At 62.3% G+C, this 15727-nt stretch carries 10 protein-coding genes; 8 read left to right on the top strand and 2 right to left on the bottom strand.

Annotated elements, in window-relative coordinates:
• Nucleotides 1–266: 266 nt before the first annotated feature.
• The 3 genes from J4E00_RS09285 to J4E00_RS09275 all read left to right on the top strand — a co-directional run bounded on the left by J4E00_RS09285 (nt 267) and on the right by J4E00_RS09275 (nt 4933).
• Nucleotides 267–2990, top strand: coding sequence for a fibronectin type III domain-containing protein (locus tag J4E00_RS09285; RefSeq protein ID WP_208174858.1), 2724 nt, complete (start codon nt 267–269; stop codon nt 2988–2990).
• A 133-nt stretch (nt 2991–3123) separates the two neighbouring features.
• Complete coding sequence (locus tag J4E00_RS09280) at nt 3124–4023, top strand: oxidoreductase (protein ID WP_208174857.1); 900 nt, start codon at nt 3124–3126, stop codon at nt 4021–4023.
• A 100-nt stretch (nt 4024–4123) separates the two neighbouring features.
• Entirely contained in the window at nt 4124–4933 is an 810-nt protein-coding gene (locus tag J4E00_RS09275; protein WP_208174856.1) for a helix-turn-helix domain-containing protein, read from the top strand.
• Here the strand turns inward: J4E00_RS09275 and J4E00_RS09270 are convergent.
• Both J4E00_RS09270 and J4E00_RS09265 read right to left on the bottom strand, forming a co-directional pair.
• Nucleotides 4886–5215 (bottom strand): hypothetical protein, encoded by a 330-nt coding sequence (locus J4E00_RS09270; protein WP_208174855.1) that lies wholly within the window; start codon nt 5213–5215, stop codon nt 4886–4888. The genes J4E00_RS09275 and J4E00_RS09270 overlap by 48 nt on opposite strands.
• Before the next feature lie 299 nt (nt 5216–5514).
• Complete coding sequence (locus J4E00_RS09265) at nt 5515–6690, bottom strand: T9SS type A sorting domain-containing protein (RefSeq protein WP_208174854.1); 1176 nt, start codon at nt 6688–6690, stop codon at nt 5515–5517.
• 91 nt (nt 6691–6781) lie between these two features.
• Here J4E00_RS09265 and J4E00_RS29815 point away from each other — a divergent pair, with 91 nt between their 5' ends.
• The 5 genes from J4E00_RS29815 (at nt 6782) to J4E00_RS09240 (ending at nt 15669) form a co-directional block, all read left to right on the top strand.
• On the top strand, nt 6782–6949 hold the full coding sequence (locus J4E00_RS29815; protein WP_317196606.1) for a LuxR C-terminal-related transcriptional regulator: 168 nt from the start codon (nt 6782–6784) through the stop codon (nt 6947–6949).
• 56 nt (nt 6950–7005) lie between these two features.
• Nucleotides 7006–7839: a formyltetrahydrofolate deformylase gene (gene purU / locus J4E00_RS09255; protein ID WP_208174852.1), complete on the top strand. Its 834-nt coding sequence runs from the start codon at nt 7006–7008 to the stop codon at nt 7837–7839.
• A 110-nt stretch (nt 7840–7949) separates the two neighbouring features.
• The gene (locus J4E00_RS09250) at nt 7950–8408 is read left to right on the top strand and encodes an SDR family NAD(P)-dependent oxidoreductase (RefSeq protein WP_208174851.1); all 459 of its coding nucleotides are present in this window, start codon (nt 7950–7952) and stop codon (nt 8406–8408) included.
• Between the two features lie 1076 nt (nt 8409–9484).
• The gene (locus J4E00_RS09245) at nt 9485–11254 is read left to right on the top strand and encodes a T9SS type A sorting domain-containing protein (RefSeq protein WP_208174850.1); all 1770 of its coding nucleotides are present in this window, start codon (nt 9485–9487) and stop codon (nt 11252–11254) included.
• 260 nt (nt 11255–11514) lie between these two features.
• Nucleotides 11515–15669, top strand: a complete 4155-nt coding sequence (locus J4E00_RS09240) for a YCF48-related protein (RefSeq protein ID WP_208174849.1) — start codon at nt 11515–11517, stop codon at nt 15667–15669.
• The last annotated feature ends 58 nt before the right edge of the window (nt 15670–15727 follow it).

The raw sequence follows: 15727 nt of genomic DNA, 5'->3' as shown, positions 1-15727 counted from the left end.
CGCCCCCTTTCCAGCCCCAGTTGCAAAAAAGCCGCGTAGCGACGACAGACCCGACCAGGGTTTCTGTCGTCGCTACGCGGCTTTTTTCCTGTCGGCGAGGCAAGTACCAAGCCCGCCGCTGTGGCCGCTCGCGTCAGAACTAAAAAGCTGGGTCACCACCGCCCCTATACCCTCAAATGAGGACAAGAAAGCATTTTGAGCATAACGCAGACAGAGCAAATTTTGCAGCGCCATTCTTCTGCACTCCGCTCATTCTTTCTGTGTCAATGACAAACTATTTACCCCAGCTGCCCTCCTTTTCCCTTCGCATCAGGCCCTTGCGCGGCCAGTTGCTGACCCTTGCGGGCGCCCTGCTCCTGCTGGCCAGCCCGGCCGCCTTTGCCCAGGCCCCCGTCAACGATGACTGCTCCGGGGCCACCGTGCTGCCCGTGGGCACTGCCTGCACCCCCGTGCTGGCCACCAACGTGGGCGCCACGCCCAGCACGGGCGTGGCCGACCCCGCCTGCGCCAACTACCAGGGCGACGACGTCTGGTTTAGGGTGACGGTGCCGGCCAGCGGCAACCTGCGCCTGAACACCAGCAACGTTTCCGGCAGCCCCGTCAGAAGCGCTGGCCTGAGTGTATACGACGGCACCTGCGGCAACCTTACCGAGTTCGACTGCGGCAGCTTCGCTACGATTGTGCTGAGCAACCAGACGCCCAACGCCACGCTGCTGGTGCGCACCTGGGTTGCTTCCAACGCCCGCCAGGGCCAGTACGGCGTGTGCGCCCAGGAGCTGCCGCCCTGCGCCACCCCCACCGACCTGGCTGTGGGCAACGTGCGCGCCCATCGGGCCGAAGTATCCTTCACCGAGCCCGCCGCTACCTACGGCAACTACCAGGTGACCTACACTCCCGCCGGCGGCACGGCCCAAACGGCCACCGGCAGCAATTCGCCCATCACCCTCTCCGACCTGCTGGCCAGCACCACCTACACCGTGACGGTAGCCAGCGGCTGCGGCAGCAGCTTCACCACGCCCTCGGCCTCGGTAAGCTTCACCACCCTCGCCAGCCCCGCCAACGACGAGTGCGCCGGCGCCGTGGCCCTCCCGGTGGGCACCACCTGCACCCCCACGGTGGTGTCGAACCTCGACGCCTCGCGCTCCGCAGGCGTAGCCGACCCCACCTGCGCCGACTACCGGGGCGACGATATGTGGTACTCGGTGGTGGTGCCCGCCAACGGCATCGTGGCCCTCGAAACCGGCCCGGTTGCCGGCAGCGACGTGTCCGATACCGGCCTGGCTGTGTACGATGGCACCTGCGGCAGCCTCACCGAGCTCACCTGCGACGACAACAACGGCCCCTTCTCCATGTCGTACGCCCGCCTCACCGGCCTCGTGCCGGGCACCGTGCTTTACGTGCGCGTGTGGAGCAATGGCAACTACACCCACGGCGCCTTCGCCCTCTGCGCCACCACCGACGACGCGGCCCCCGTTACCGAATGGCTGGGCACCTCGACCGACTGGTTTGACACCGCCAACTGGAGCAATGGCGTGCCCACGGCCAGCCTGAACGCCCACATTGGCAACGTGCCCAGCGGCACCTACCCCGAGCTGACTACCGCCGGCCTCACCGCCGAAGCCCGCAACCTGGTCGTCGACAAGTACGCCGGCATCAAGCACCTGGCCGGGACCCTGGCCGTATCGGGCAACCTGATTTGCCGCGCCTCTGGCAACTTCACCGACCTGGATAATGGCACCTTCCGCTACTACGGCGGCAACATTGAGCTGCGCGGCAGCGGCCCGCAGCAGGTCACCGGCCTGGGCGACATCTGGGACCTGACCATGAACGGCCCCGGCACGGCCACGCTCACCTCCTACATGCTGCTCCGCCACCAGCTCACCCTGACGCAGGGCGTACTCGGCACCGGCAACAATTACATCGACATGGGGAGCGACAACCCGTTCAACGAGTTCACCAGCACGGCCCGCATTTCGGAAAAAGAAAGCAGCTACGTGCTGGGCGAAATCCGTTACCGCGACCTCGTAGACGTGGGCCTGCCGTCCGATTTCGGCGGCCTGGGGCTGGGCCTCTCCGCCGATGCCAACTCCACCAACACGCCGGGCATTGTGCAGACGGTGCGCCATACCGGCAGTGCCGCCCCCGGCGTGGGCAGCCGCCCCGGCATCACCCGCACCTTTGTGCTGAATGCTGACACCGAAACCGGCCTCGACCTGACCATGGATTTCCAGTACTTCGACCACGAGCGCAACGGCATCGCCGATGCCAGCCTGGGCCTCTACAGCAGCAGCACCGGCAGCCCCTGGCAGCTGAACGCCGGCACCACTCACCAGGCGCCCGCGCTGGTCGAGGGCCCCAGCACCCTCACCAAAGTCGGCCTCACCCACCTCTCCGTCTGGACGCTGGGCAGCACTGGCGCGCCCCTCCCCGTCGAGCTCACCAGCTTCACCGCCGAAGCCACCGGCCCGGCTGCCCTGCTCCGCTGGGCCACCGCTTCGGAAAAGAACAGTGCCTACTTCGCCATCGAAGCCAGCCCCGACGGCCGCACCTTCCAGGCCGTGGGCAAGGTGGGCGCCCGTGGCAACACCGCCCGGCAGTCGGCCTACGAGTTCCGCGACGCCAACCTGCCCCACTACGGCAGCAGCGTGGTTTACTACCGCCTCCGCCAGGTCGATGCCGATGGCTCGGCCAGCGTCTCGCCGGTGCGCACGGTAGCCACCAAAGCCAGCGCCACTGAGGGCTCACTCGTGGCCACTGCCTTCCCGGTGCCCTTTGCGCAAACGCTAACGGTGCAGGTGCACACCGCCGGCCCCGCCCGCCTCACCCTGCGCGATGCCTGGGGCCGCATCCTCCTCCAACAGCCCGCCGACCTCCGGCCCGGCACGCAGGAGCTGGAAATTGCCAAAGCCAGCCAGCTAGCTCCCGGCATCTACCTTCTCACCGTGGAGCAGAACGGCCAGCAACAGCAGTTAAAAGTCAGCCGCGAATAACTCATAGGGGCGGGGGACAAGTCCCTCTCCTACGCCATTCTGAGCTTTTCAACAAACCAAACTTGAGCTTTTCAACAAAGCAGTCCCTTCGTTGCCGCCGGAACTTTGTCCTGTACTCTAACCCCCAGAAAACATGGACAACGTATGGTTTATCACCGGCAGCTCGCGGGGCCTCGGCCGTAGCCTCACCGAAGCAGTATTGGCCCAGGGCAGCCGCGTGGCCGCCACCGCCCGCCAGCCCGAGCAGCTCGCCGACCTCGTCGCGCAGTACGGCAGCCGGATTCTGCCGCTGGCGCTCGACGTCACCAACCAGGCCCAAATCACGGAAGCCGTGGCCGCCGCTGTGGCCCATTTCGGCCGCCTCGACGTGGTGGTGAACAACGCCGGCTTCGGCATCACCGGCGCCGCCGAAGCCTACACCGAAGAGCAGGTGCGCAGCCAGCTCGAAACCAACCTCTACGCCCCCATTGCCATCACGCGGGCCGTGCTGCCCTACCTGCGGCAACAGCGCAGCGGCCACATCCTGCAAATCAGCTCCATTGGCGGCCGCGTGGGCAATGCCGGCATCTCCATCTATCAGGCTGCCAAGTTTGGCCTGGGCGGCTTCACCGAAGCGCTAGCCAAGGAAGTGGCCCCGCTGGGCATCCACGTCACGTCGGTAGAGCCCGGCGGCTTCCGCACCGACTGGGCCGGTGCTTCCATGAGCTTCGCCCCCACCATCGAAGGCTACGACCTGGTAAACCAGCGGGCCGACTTTTTTGCCAGCGGCAACTTCGTGCCCATGGGCGACCCCGCCAAAGCCGCCCAGGTTATGATTAACTTGGTAGAGCACCCCAACCCGCCTGTGCACCTGGTGCTGGGCAGCGAAGCCGCCGCCTTCCTGCGCCAGGCCGATGCCGACCGCAAAGCTGAGTTCGAGCAGTGGCTGCCCGTCACCCTCTCAACCGACCACGACGAAGCCGAGAACTTCCTGGAAACCGAAATGGGCAAGTTCTACGGCGTAAAGCCAGAGCATCAGCGCGCGGCTGAGTAACTGCCGCACCTCATCTATGTAACAAAGTGCGTCGTGGGGAGCTTGCCGAAACAGCTCTCCACGACGTTCTTTTGGTTTCCACTGCCCACTTGCCGCCACCATGCCTGCCTTCGCCACCGACCCGCCACGGTCCCCAATCCTTTACTCCTGCTACTTCAACGTCAGTCGGGAGGGCGAGCAGTTTGTGCCCGAGCACATCCTGAGCTACCAGGTAGCCGGCACGCTCTTCACCAACGACGGCGACCGGGAGCAGGTCTTCCGCGAGGGCGATTTGCGGCTCAGCAAGCGCAACCACCTTGTGAAGTTTCGCAAGCAGCCCCCCGAAAACGGCGAGTTCAAGTCCCTCTCCATTGCCCTCGACCAGCAGACGCTCCGCAGCTTCAGCCTCGAATACGGCTACCAAGCCGCGCAGCACCGCGCCAGCCGGGAAGCCGTCGTGGAGCTAGAGCTGAACCCCCTCTTCAAAAGCTACCTGGATTCGCTGCAGCCCTACGAGCAGCTCGCCCAGCCCGGCAACGAAGGCTTGCTTTCGCTCAAAGTCCGGGAGGCCATCATGCTCCTGCTCAAAAGCCGCCCCGACCTGCAGGACGTGCTGTTTGATTTTGCTGAGCCAGGCAAAATCGACCTCGAAGCTTTCATGAGCCGCAATTTTCACTTCAACGTGCAGCTGCGGCGCTTTGCCTATCTCACGGGCCGCAGCCTGGCCACCTTCAAGCGCGACTTTGAGAAGATATTCCAGCTCTCGCCCAGCCGCTGGCTCCAGCAGCGCCGCTTGCAGGAAGCCCATTTCCTCATCAAGGAGAAGGGCAAAGCTCCATCGGAAGCCTACCTGGAAGTTGGGTTCGAGGACCTCTCCCACTTCTCATTTGCCTTCAAGAAAATGTACGGCGTGGCCCCCTCCCGGCTCTAGCCTGGCACCACCAGCCGCCCCCCTTTCCAGCGGGCCAGCGTGGCGGGCCAGGCTTACGCGCAGAGTGGTGGCGTGACGGGCGTGGCGCACCGCATTGGTCACGGCTTCCTTAAACACGAGGTAGAGGTGCTGCCGCAGCTCGGGCGCGAGGGCTCTTATAAGCGCCCCGAAAATCGTTTTGGTAGGCTTCGATAGAAGCCAGCGTCTGGTATAGACCATTACACCGGCATTGCCAGGCGCTGCGCATACGTCAGCGCCATCGATGGCGCTGGTTTGGGCCATGCCGGGCCAGCAGCAAACCAGCAATCAGCAGCCATCTCGGGGCGTCTTTTCATTCCTATGATTGACTTATGGCTTCGACCTATTGGGCCATTGGAAGACGTCAAGGCTACCTCAAGGGCTTGGCTCGATTGGCTGGCTCGCTGTTTTAGCTACAACGCCAACGGCACGCCAAACCAGTTCTGCCTGGTTCAGCGAGCCGCTTATTCAAGGATTTGCCGCAATCTGTTCGCCAGTAATAAGGCTCTTCGCAGTGCTTATAAATGCAGCACTCCACCAAATGGACAGCTGCCAAGCATGTGCTACTCCACCGTGACGCGCACGGTGCTGCGGGCACGATTGGTGGCCTCGGCTTCTACCAGGTATACGCCAGCGGGCAGCCCGGTTAGGGCGCTGGTCGGCTCGCCAGTATAGGCCGAAGCTTGGGCGCAGGTACGGCCCACCAGGTCGCGTACGGTGAGTTGCACGGCCTGACGGCTGCCGTTGCCAGCGCCCAGGGTCAGGGTGCGGCCGTTGCCGGGGTTGGGGTAGGCAACTAAGCCGCCTACCTGGGCAGCTAGCTCTGGTTGGGTGCCGGCCACTACAGTGGTTTCGCGGGAGTAATACACCGCGTTGGGGGCTACCCGGGCACTGGTGGGATAGCCCAGCGAGAGCAGCGGCTGCGAAGAATTGGCCCGGTAAAAATCGTCGCTGATGTTGTAGGTGGTAGCACCCTGCTGCAGGTTCAGCGCGGCCAGCAGGAGTGCCGGGGCGGGCGCCGTGCCCAGGTAAAAGCTATCGACTTCCACCACCCGGCGGCGCAGCAGCAGCGCCGGATAGGGCGCCGAAGCCGTTCCGGTAGCCGTTGGAATACGCACCGTGCCCCAGCCCGCCACGCTGTCGACGCTGCTCACGCGCTGCACCAGGCGCAGTGGGGCCCGGTTGAGGCCAACAAGCCCCACCGTCAGCAGGCCCGTGGTGGCAATGCGGTAGCTCTGGCGGTTGACGGTGCCCGTGGTGGTGGGAAACACGAATCGAGCCGTGCCCACCGGCACCGTTTGGGTGGGCACCACCACCGAATCGGTGCTGCTACCCGTGATGCTGCCCAGGCCAAAGCGCTGCGTAATAATGCGAAAGCCCTGGTACTGCAACCCCGTGGCCGTCAGGGCCTCGTAGGTGGTGCCCAGCACGCTCAGAATGCCAAGCGTGATGTTGTAGGTATAGGCGCGGGTAGTGCCGGTGAAGGGCGACATAGCAATGGGCGCGGTGTAGGTACTGTTGGTTGGCTGGCCCAGGGGAGTCAGGTTGGTGTAGTTCCACGTTTGGTTGGCGCCGGTGGTGGGGGTGGTCACGCCGCCCGTGCCGGCTTGCGAATACAGTTCCACGGTGCTGGCCAGGGCCGGGAAGTTGGTTTGGTTGAGCACAATGGCCGACTGGGCCTGCGCGGCCGTGCTGGCGCCCGCCGAAGCCAGGAGGGCAAGGAGTAGGTTTCTTTTCATAAAGCAGAAAAACGAGTGAAAACAGGAAGGTTCTGCCCACCAAATGGGAAGCAATGACAAGTTCGGACAAAAGTCCGACCCGTCCTAGCCCATTGCCAACCACCCCCACCCCGCATTTGGGGGTACGGGCCGGTTTGGTGGGCCCGGCCTGGGCCTCTCCCCCAAAACCGTGCGCAGCTACGTCAAGCGCATCTACACAAAGCTGCACGTGGGCTCGCGCACCGAGCTGGTGAGCCGCACCGCTCGAGGCGAGCTATAGGGTCCCGGAATTGCGGCTTCGGCAGCTACTTTTACAGCTCCCGCTTTTTCTGTTTCATGGCGCATTTTCTCCTCATTCATTGTCCCGACGAGCCGGGGCTGGTTTATAAAATCACGGGCGTGCTGTTTGGGCACCAGCTCAATATCCTCCGCAACGGCGAGTTTGTGGAGCGCGAAAACAACCAGTTTTTCATGCGCACCGAGTTCGCCGGCGACTTCGACCCCGCCGGGCTGCTGGCCGAATTGCAGGCAGTGCTGCCCGCCGGCTCCAGCATTCGCTTCTCGGATAATCACCCCAAAGACATCGTGCTGATGGCGACCAAAGAGCACCACTGCCTCAGCGAGCTGCTGGTGCGCAATGCCTTTGGCGAGCTCAATGCGCGGGTGCTGGCCGTCATCAGCAACTACGAAGTGCTTGGTGACCTGACCCGCCGGTTCGACATTCCGTTTCACTTCATCTCACACCAGGGCATCAGCCGCGAGGCGCATGAGGCCGAGGTGCTGGCCACCCTGGCCCAATACCAACCGCAGTTTGTGGTGCTGGCCAAGTACATGCGCATCCTGTCGTCGGAGTTTGTGGCACATTACTCCAACCGGCTGATTAACATCCACCACTCTTTTCTACCAGCGTTTGTGGGCGCCAACCCCTATGCGCAGGCTTACGAGCGGGGCGTGAAAATCATCGGGGCCACTGCGCACTTTGTGAACGAGCAGCTTGACCAGGGCCCTATCATCGCGCAAAGCGTCATCCCCATCGACCACACCCAGAGCGCCCGCGAAATGGCCCAGGCCGGCCGCGACGTGGAGAAAATTGTGCTGGCCCGCTCCCTTAAAATGGTGTTTGACGAGCAGGTATTCGTGAACCAGAACAAGACGGTTATTTTTGATTAGGCCGAAGTGCCAGCGGCAAGTCTTTTTGCGTAGGTTAGTCGCAGAAAATCGGCAACTTTGCTAATATTTTCGCCAGCAGCATCGCCCTTCTCACCCCCACCAGTTTTCTTATGCTCACGCAGCATTCCCTCCGCAACGCCACCGTCGTTATTACCGATGCCACCAGCCGCACTGGCCGGGCCACGGCTCACACATTTGCCCGGCAGGGTGCCCGGCTGGTGCTGGCCGCCCGCCACGTCGAAGACCTCAATCAACTAGCCATCGACTGCCGGCAGCTCGGGGCCGAAGTCCTCGTTGTAGCAGCCGATGCGGCCCAACCGGCCGCCATGCAGCGCCTCACCAAAGCTGCCAACGCTTTCGGCGGACGCATCGACGTGTGGGTCGACGGCGCGGGCAGCGGGGCCGGCAAGCCGCTGGGCGCGGCTGGTTCCGACCTCAGCGCCTCGGGCTCCGGCCTGGCGTGGTTGGCCGCCGCTGTGATGGCTGGCGTGGCCGGTGGGTGGTTTGCCTGGCGCCGCCTGGCCAAGCAGGATGATTTCAGCTACTACGTGACTGGCGGGCAGCTATAGCGCCGCGCGTCCACAGCAATTTACCCTGACCCGCAGCTCCGCTGCGGGTCTTTTTTTAAGCCCATGTCCCAGCAGGCTTACCCAGAGTAGCAGCTCTAATACCCCCACTTCTCTTCGAATTTGCTGAGGCCTTTTAGAAGTAGTAAAAACTACTGCGAAAAGTTATATAAAATCAATATATTTAATTACCATATTGCCTATCAGTGCTTTAAGGGAAAATTTGTAAGATTCATTTAAAAACGCTGCTGCAACAATAGAAATTTTCTTATCTTTCCAAGGCTTTCCACAGAAGCTCTTTCGCCCTTCCTTTCAAAGCCTGTGTTCCTCTCCCGCAGGTTTGTTTTTTTACCCCACCAGATGAGAATCTGGAGCGGGTGGAACCCAAAGCAGCAGTTTTACAATCGCCGGTTTTTCTACCCCGAAACCCATGCGCAACCCTATTACCGCAAGCCCGGCTCTTCTCCCGGCCGCACAACGTGCTTCTATTACGGAGTTCCGGACTTATGCATCCCGGCTCCTAATCTGTTTCCTGGCACCTATTAGCTACTGGCAGCTCAGCCTGCTGATACCGCCTGCCTATACCCGGTCAGTCTCCTCTTAAGGATGCTATCCGGGTTTTTTATTGCCGATACCTCGCCTCTTTCTGCGTTTATGAAAACAAACTTTCTTTTTTCCCGCCGGGATGTTTCCCGGGCAATTGTCCGGTTCGGGCGGGGCTGCCCCAGTAGCCGGCTGGTAGCCGGCTATATCCGGGAGCCTAGTTCATCTGCAAAGAGCTGATGGCGTGGCCACTTCCTTCTTCAACCGTACCGCGTCTTTAGGGCGCAGCCGGTACCTTTTTCGCACCCGCGGCGCCGAGCACCGAAGGCCGGCGGACGAGCAGACACCCCTGTTGGCGCAGGGGGCCGCTCGTTCCGCCTTCCTAGGACTATCGGGGCCGGCACAGACATGCCGGTCCCACCCGCTTCGGATTGCCGGTTCCGGCATGCTTGCAAAAGCGTGCCGGGGCAAGGATGCACCGCTCAAAAACGGCGTCCGAAGTTACGAGTCAACCCTTTTAACTTCCGAAATCTTATATGAAAACCTTCTCTACAATGGCCGCCCGCCTGGTGCTGGTCTTTGCCCTGTTGGGTACTGTAATTAGCGCTCAGGCGCAGTACTCCGTGACTGGCCCCGTCTGCCAAGGCAGCACTGCTGCTGTTGCCTACAGCTATACCATGAACCCCTCGGAGACATTTAGCAACTGGGACACCCGGGGAGATATCGCCATCTCTAATCCGTTATCGTCGGGCAACGTCTACACCATTACCGTTACCTCAACGGGCCCCGGGCGGGGCAAGCTCATTTTCTACTCTTCCGCTGGCGGTTGTGGCCCAACTCCCCATGACCTGATAATCAACAAGACTTTCCCCCAGCCTGCTGACAGCCAGTTTCTGGGCCCCGATTGCGTGGAGCTAGGAAAAACCTATGGCTTTGTGGTGCCTCCGCTGGTCAGCACCCCTGCACTTATCAACGCCCAAATTGGTATCGATACGTACACTTGGGGTACAGATGCAGGCGCTTTCCCTGGAAATTTTGCAGTGGATTATTCTGGTGACCACAGCGCACTTGCTTTAACACTGCCCACCGCGGGCTTTACCGGCAATAGCCTTACTCTCAGGGTCACGATTGGGGGGTGTAATACCGCTTACATGACCAAAACCATCTACGTGAAGCCTCGGACGGTAACACTGATTCCAGGCGGGGCTGCTTCCTGCAAAACCGACTTCTCAGCGTTCACGTTTACTTTCAGCGTGGAAACCGGGGTAACCTACGTGTGGAACGGTATTCCCACCGGGTGGAGTCTGAGCCTGCCGAATTCGACACCGGTAGCGGGCGGGGTAACCTACGCTACTGCTGGCACCCAAACGGCTACTATCACTCCTAACAGTGCGGTAGTGGCCGACATCAGCGTGACGGCTAAAAACAGTGGTGGGGGCGAGTGCGCCGCTAGTACGTCCAATGCCTTCCGCGTGTCTCGCCAGCTAACGACTACCAACAACCCCATTACACCTTCGCTCACCGGCTGCCTGACCCCGGGGGCTAGCGTTACGTTTACGGTGGCCTCTAGCCTGTTGCCGGCAAATACTATTTTTGACTGGCAATTGCCCGCCGGTTGGCCTACCACCACCGACACCGACAATTCGATTACGGTGACCGTGCCTGCCAATGTGCAAGCGGGTGACGTAACCGTACGCGTTGCCGGCTGCGGCACCGGTGGGAGTACCCTACCGGTTAAGGTGTCTGGCGAAAACGGCTGTTCGGCCTCCACGTACTTGATTGAGCGCTACGGGTCGCAGAAAAAATATTTCGAGGTTACCAACCCGAACAATCCTGGCTGCGAGCAGGGCACGGGAGCAGGTATCAGCTATGAGTGGTCTAGCACTAACAACCCCAACCCCCAGCACATAACTATTTCCACCCCGTACGTGACTTTCGCCAACGCCGAGGTAGTAGGCCAGAGCGTAAACGTGATAATCAGAAACAGTGCTAACTGCCTCGAGGTAAACGTAGGTGGTACGGTAAACCGCATGGCTCTGGGCAGCACCTCCGCTACATCCTCGGCAGAGCCACTCGTGGCCTACCCGAACCCGGCCGGCAATGAGCTGCACGTTGATCTGGACCTGAAGAAGGGTGCCGCACAGCTGATGCTAACGGATATGCTGGGCCGGACGGTGCAGCAAACCAGCACCAAAGAAGCTCACACTCGCCTCGATGTGAGAGAGGTGCCTACGGGAACCTATACTCTGCGGGCCGTGCTGCCCGACGGAAAATCGGTTGGTAAAACGGTTCAGGTAAAACACTAATCTGTCCGCTGGTTGCCAGGAGTTATGGCCCTGGCAGTTATTCCACTTGCATGCGCACCCCGTGCCCGCCTGGGTGCGGGGTGCCTTGGTACTTCCGCCCCCATCACGGCCTATCATTGGGCTGCGGTGGGGGCGATTGGAGGTACCAGCGAATCCTATTTATTCCTTACTCTGTGGTTGCCATGCCGGTCTTTATTCATCTTCTTGCGGCGATTCATTTCCTGGCGGTGCGCCGCTGTTATGTTATTGCCGTCCTGCTCGTGGCTGCGTTACTCGGGTGGGTGCCCGGTGCCCAGGCCCAGGTGCCCTTCACCGTGCCGGGGGCGCCTGACTGGCAGTGGCAGGCCCCGCGCCCAGCCGGCTATGACCTGACCGATATTCACGTCTTCGACGACCAGTCGGCCATTGCCGTGGGCCGCTACGGCGCGGCGATGAAAACCACCGACCAGGGCCAGACCTGGAGCCAGCTGTATCTGGGCATGACCTATGACCTGATGGCCGTGAGCTTCGTGACCCCGCAGCTTGGCTGGGTGGCCTGCAATACTCCTACCAACGACCCCTCTATCAGTTTGCCTGGTCGGGGCGAGGTGCGCAGGACAACGGATGGGGGCCAGACCTGGAGTACCCAGCTGGTGGGGGAATCTGATTTTGTGGTAATGCAAAGCATCCGTTTCTTTTCGGCGAGCGAGGGCTACGTCTTTTATTATTGGAACGCGCCGGGTTACAATCGGCCGGCCCGCGTGCAGGTTACTCACAACGGGGGGCTGGGCTGGTCGGGCATCACCGTTCCCCCCCAGACCACGGCGGTGCAGTTTGTCTCCCCCCTGGTGGGCTACCTCACCGGCTACAACTCCGTGCTCAAAACCACCGACGGGGGCCAGACCTTCACCGACGTGACCCCCGTCTCGATGGGCATAGCCTTTAATAAGGTCTTTTTCCTGGACGCGCAGAATGGTTGGGTCGCCGGTGGCTTTGGGGGCTCGGTACCTAACTTCTTCCATACTACCGATGGTGGCGCTAGCTGGACGATTGTGCATATTTATAATCCGTCACTCAATTACTATCCTGAAGTGACGGATTTGAATTTTGCCGATGGACTCCACGGACTCACCGACTCTTTCATTACCGCAGACGGCGGCCAAACCTGGACAATTGGCCGGGGGATGCTTTACTACGGGCGCACCAAGCTTCGGCCCACGGGAGTAGGCTTTTCGGCTGGTGCCTATGGCATGCTGATGACCACCACCAACTTTGGCCTGACCGGCCAGCGGCGCGACCAGCGGCTCGACAACGTTCAGACCTTCGACCGGGTCGGCTTTCCCGACCCCGTGCACGGCTGGGCCATTGGAGGAAATTCCCTGCTCAAGTACCTGTTTCGCACGGCGACCCGCGGCCAGACGTGGCAGGCGATGGACGTGCCCAGCCATGCGCCCGGCGTGGACTGGTCTATTAACGGCCTGTTGGTTGGCTCCTTCCCCGATACCGATACCGCCTACCTGGCTGGCCGGGATTACGGCCCGGCCAGCCAGCCGGTCTACGTGCTCAAAACCGTGGACGCGGGCCAGAATTGGGTGCGCCTGCCGCTGACCGGGGCTGCCTCGGTCAATGACTTACAGTTCCGGGACTGCCGCTTCGGCCTGCTGGTGGGCAATCTGGGCGAGGTATGGTATACCCGCAACGGAGGCCAAAGCTGGCAGCGCGGCACCAGCGGCACTACCCAAAACCTGCAAGTCGTGAGCTGGGGCGATAACACCACCGCCTATGCGCGGGGTACTGGAGGCGTCTGCATTAAAACGATGGACGGGGGGGCTACCTGGCAGCCCGTGCCAATACCCGTCTTCACTTTCGGTACTCCACCCACAAACCTGTACTTCGTCACGTCGCAGTTGGGCTTCGTCGGCGACCAGTTTCTTTACCGCACCACCGATGGCGGCCAAACCTGGGCCCCCATTAGAAACACCGCAAATCAGCAGATTAGCGGTCGGGTAACGTTCAACTCTCTGCAGGAGGGCTGGGTATACGGCGGCCAAGTGTACCACACCTCCGACGCGGGCCTTACTTGGACCCCGCAGGTGAACGTCGGCCTGGGGCAGACCTCAGGTAGCTTTATTGACCGCTACAATGGTTGGGTAGTGGGCGAGAACGGGATGATAGTGCGCTACTCGGAGAAGTTTATCAACACGGCGCCGCTCGCCCGCACTAGCTACGCGCCAGGTGAAAGCCTGGCTGTTGCTTTTGCTACCGAAGGTCCTTTCCTGGCCAGTGAGCAAAACTTTGAGGTTCAGCTCAGCAATGCCCTGGGCCGCTTCCGGTCCGGGCAGGTGCAGGTGGTGGGCCAGGGCCTGACCTCGCCGCTGGCTGTGACACTGCCAGCCAATCTACCAACGGGGAGCAAGTACCGGCTGCGGGTGGTGCAGGCCCAGGGCCTGGTGCTTGGGTCCGACAACGGCCAGGATATTGCCATTGCTCCCGCCGTGGTGCCCGACCTGGTGGTGAACACCGCGCTGAGCCTGCCCGGCGGCGTGTACCGCAACATAACCGTCACCAGCACGGGCCGTCTCTCCCTCACCGACAACTTTGAGGTAAGCGGAGCGTTGCTCGTGCAGGACGGCGGCGTATTGGCCACGGGCAGCAGTGCCGGCTGCGCAGCCGTGACCGGGCCCGGCAGCTTCACGCTGGCGGCCGGGGCCACGCTGGCCATCTGCGACGGGGCGGGCATCAGCACCACGGGCGCGAGTGGGGCCATCCAGGTAGCCGGGGTCCGCAGCTTCAGCCCCGATGCCTCGTACGCCTACACCGGGACGGTGGCCCAGGTGACAGGCCCGGGCCTGCCCAGTCAGGTGCGCAACCTGACGGTCGATAATGCCAATCAGGGCCTCACCCTCACCCAGGGCGTATCCATCGCCCAGGTCCTGCGCCTGACGGCGGGGGACCTGACCACGGGCAGCCAGCCCCTGACGCTGCTCTCCAGCGCAGCCGGCACAGCCCTGATTGACAACACCGGCGGGCTGGTGCAGGGCACGGGCACCATGCAACGCTACCTCAACGTACGGAACCCGGCTGGCAGCGGCTACCGCCACTACAGCTCGCCGATGAGCAACTCGACCGTGGCCGACCTGGTCAGCCCGGGCTACACGCCCGTGCTCAATACGGCCTATAATACGTCGGCAGCCCCCAATCTGGTCACGCCCTTTCCTACGCTCTTCACCTACAACCAGAACCGGCTAAGCACCTCGCTGGCCACGACCATCACCGACTTCGACAAGGGCTGGACCGTGCCCGCCTCGCTGGCCACGGCCATGGTACCAGGGCAGGGCTTCACGGCCCAGGTGCCGAATAACGTGCTGGTTGATTTCACGGGCACTTTCACCAGCGGCCCCGTTAGCCGCAGCAGCCTCAATCGGGGCCCGCAGGCCGATGCGGGCTGGCAGCTGCTGGGCAACCCCTACCCCAGCCCCCTGGACTGGAGCACGGTGACTGCAGCCCAGCGGCCCGACGTGGGCGCGGCGGCGTACGTGTTTCAAAGCACGGGGCCCTACACGGGTACCTACCGCTCGTGCATCCGGGGGCTGGGCGAGCCAATCATCCCCGCCGGCGCGGGCTACTTCGTGCGCACGGCCGCCCCGGGCTTGTCGGGCGAGGTGAACCTGACCAACGCCAACCGCATTACCACCTTTGGGCCCCAGCCCGCCTTTGGCCGGGGCACAGCTGACACGCGGGCCCGCCTGCGCCTGCTGGTAAGCGGGGCCGGTGGCAGGGATGAAACCTGGCTCTACACCGAAGCCGGAGCCACGGTGGGGGTCGACGCCGAATATGACGCCCCCAAGCTGGCTAACGCCACCGGTCTGAACCTAGCCTCGCTCAGCAGCGGCAGTGCGCCTCTGGCCATCCAGGGCCGGCCCCTGCTGGGCAGTCAGGAGGAAATTATTCCCCTGACCCTGGACGTGCCCCAGCCCGGCAGCTTTCATTTTGAGGTAGCTGATTTAGCCGATTGGGGCGGGGCTACTCTCTACCTGGCCGATGCCCTGACCGGCACGCGCCAGCTGCTGGCCCCACAAACGCAATATTCCTTCACGCTGGCCACGGCTACCGCCGGCCACACGCGGTTTAGCCTGGTGCTGCGCCCGGCGGGGGTACTGGCCACGGCTACCGTCCTGAGCACTGCCAACGTGAACCTCTTCCCCAACCCGGCCCACGGCAACTTTCGCTTGGCCCTGCCTCCGCTGCCGGGCGTGGCCCGAGCCCAGGTCACCCTGCTCAATGCCCTGGGCCAAACGGTTCAGGAGTTGGCCATCCCGCTCGGCCCTCAGGGCTCAGAGACGGAGCTGGATGTGCAGCCGTTGCCCACCGGCGTTTATGCCCTGCGCATTCTGGCCGGCAAGCAGGTTTATACCCGGCGTGTCGTGCTTGAATAAGTCTAAGCTGCCCACAGAATAGAGGTATGCCCACGTGGTGGATATGTTAACGATGACT

Origin of the sequence: Hymenobacter negativus (assembly GCF_017571495.1) — a bacterium.
Lineage (GTDB): Bacteria > Bacteroidota > Bacteroidia > Cytophagales > Hymenobacteraceae > Hymenobacter > Hymenobacter negativus.
Note: the sequence above shows the minus strand (reverse complement) of the source record. Positions and strands in the feature narration are given on the sequence as shown.

Excerpts from the sequence above, each read along its gene's own strand:
- J4E00_RS09280 (WP_208174857.1), top strand. The coding sequence starts at position 3,124 with ATGGACAACGTATGGTTTATCACCGGCAGCTCGCGGGGCCTCGGCCGT.
- J4E00_RS09250 (WP_208174851.1), top strand. The coding sequence starts at position 7,950 with ATGCTCACGCAGCATTCCCTCCGCAACGCCACCGTCGTTATTACCGAT.
- J4E00_RS09245 (WP_208174850.1), top strand. The coding sequence starts at position 9,485 with ATGAAAACCTTCTCTACAATGGCCGCCCGCCTGGTGCTGGTCTTTGCC.
- J4E00_RS09270 (WP_208174855.1), bottom strand. The coding sequence starts at position 5,215 with ATGGCCCAAACCAGCGCCATCGATGGCGCTGACGTATGCGCAGCGCCT.
- J4E00_RS09285 (WP_208174858.1), top strand. The coding sequence starts at position 267 with ATGACAAACTATTTACCCCAGCTGCCCTCCTTTTCCCTTCGCATCAGG.
- purU (WP_208174852.1), top strand. The coding sequence starts at position 7,006 with ATGGCGCATTTTCTCCTCATTCATTGTCCCGACGAGCCGGGGCTGGTT.
- J4E00_RS09275 (WP_208174856.1), top strand. The coding sequence starts at position 4,124 with ATGCCTGCCTTCGCCACCGACCCGCCACGGTCCCCAATCCTTTACTCC.
- J4E00_RS09265 (WP_208174854.1), bottom strand. The coding sequence starts at position 6,690 with ATGAAAAGAAACCTACTCCTTGCCCTCCTGGCTTCGGCGGGCGCCAGC.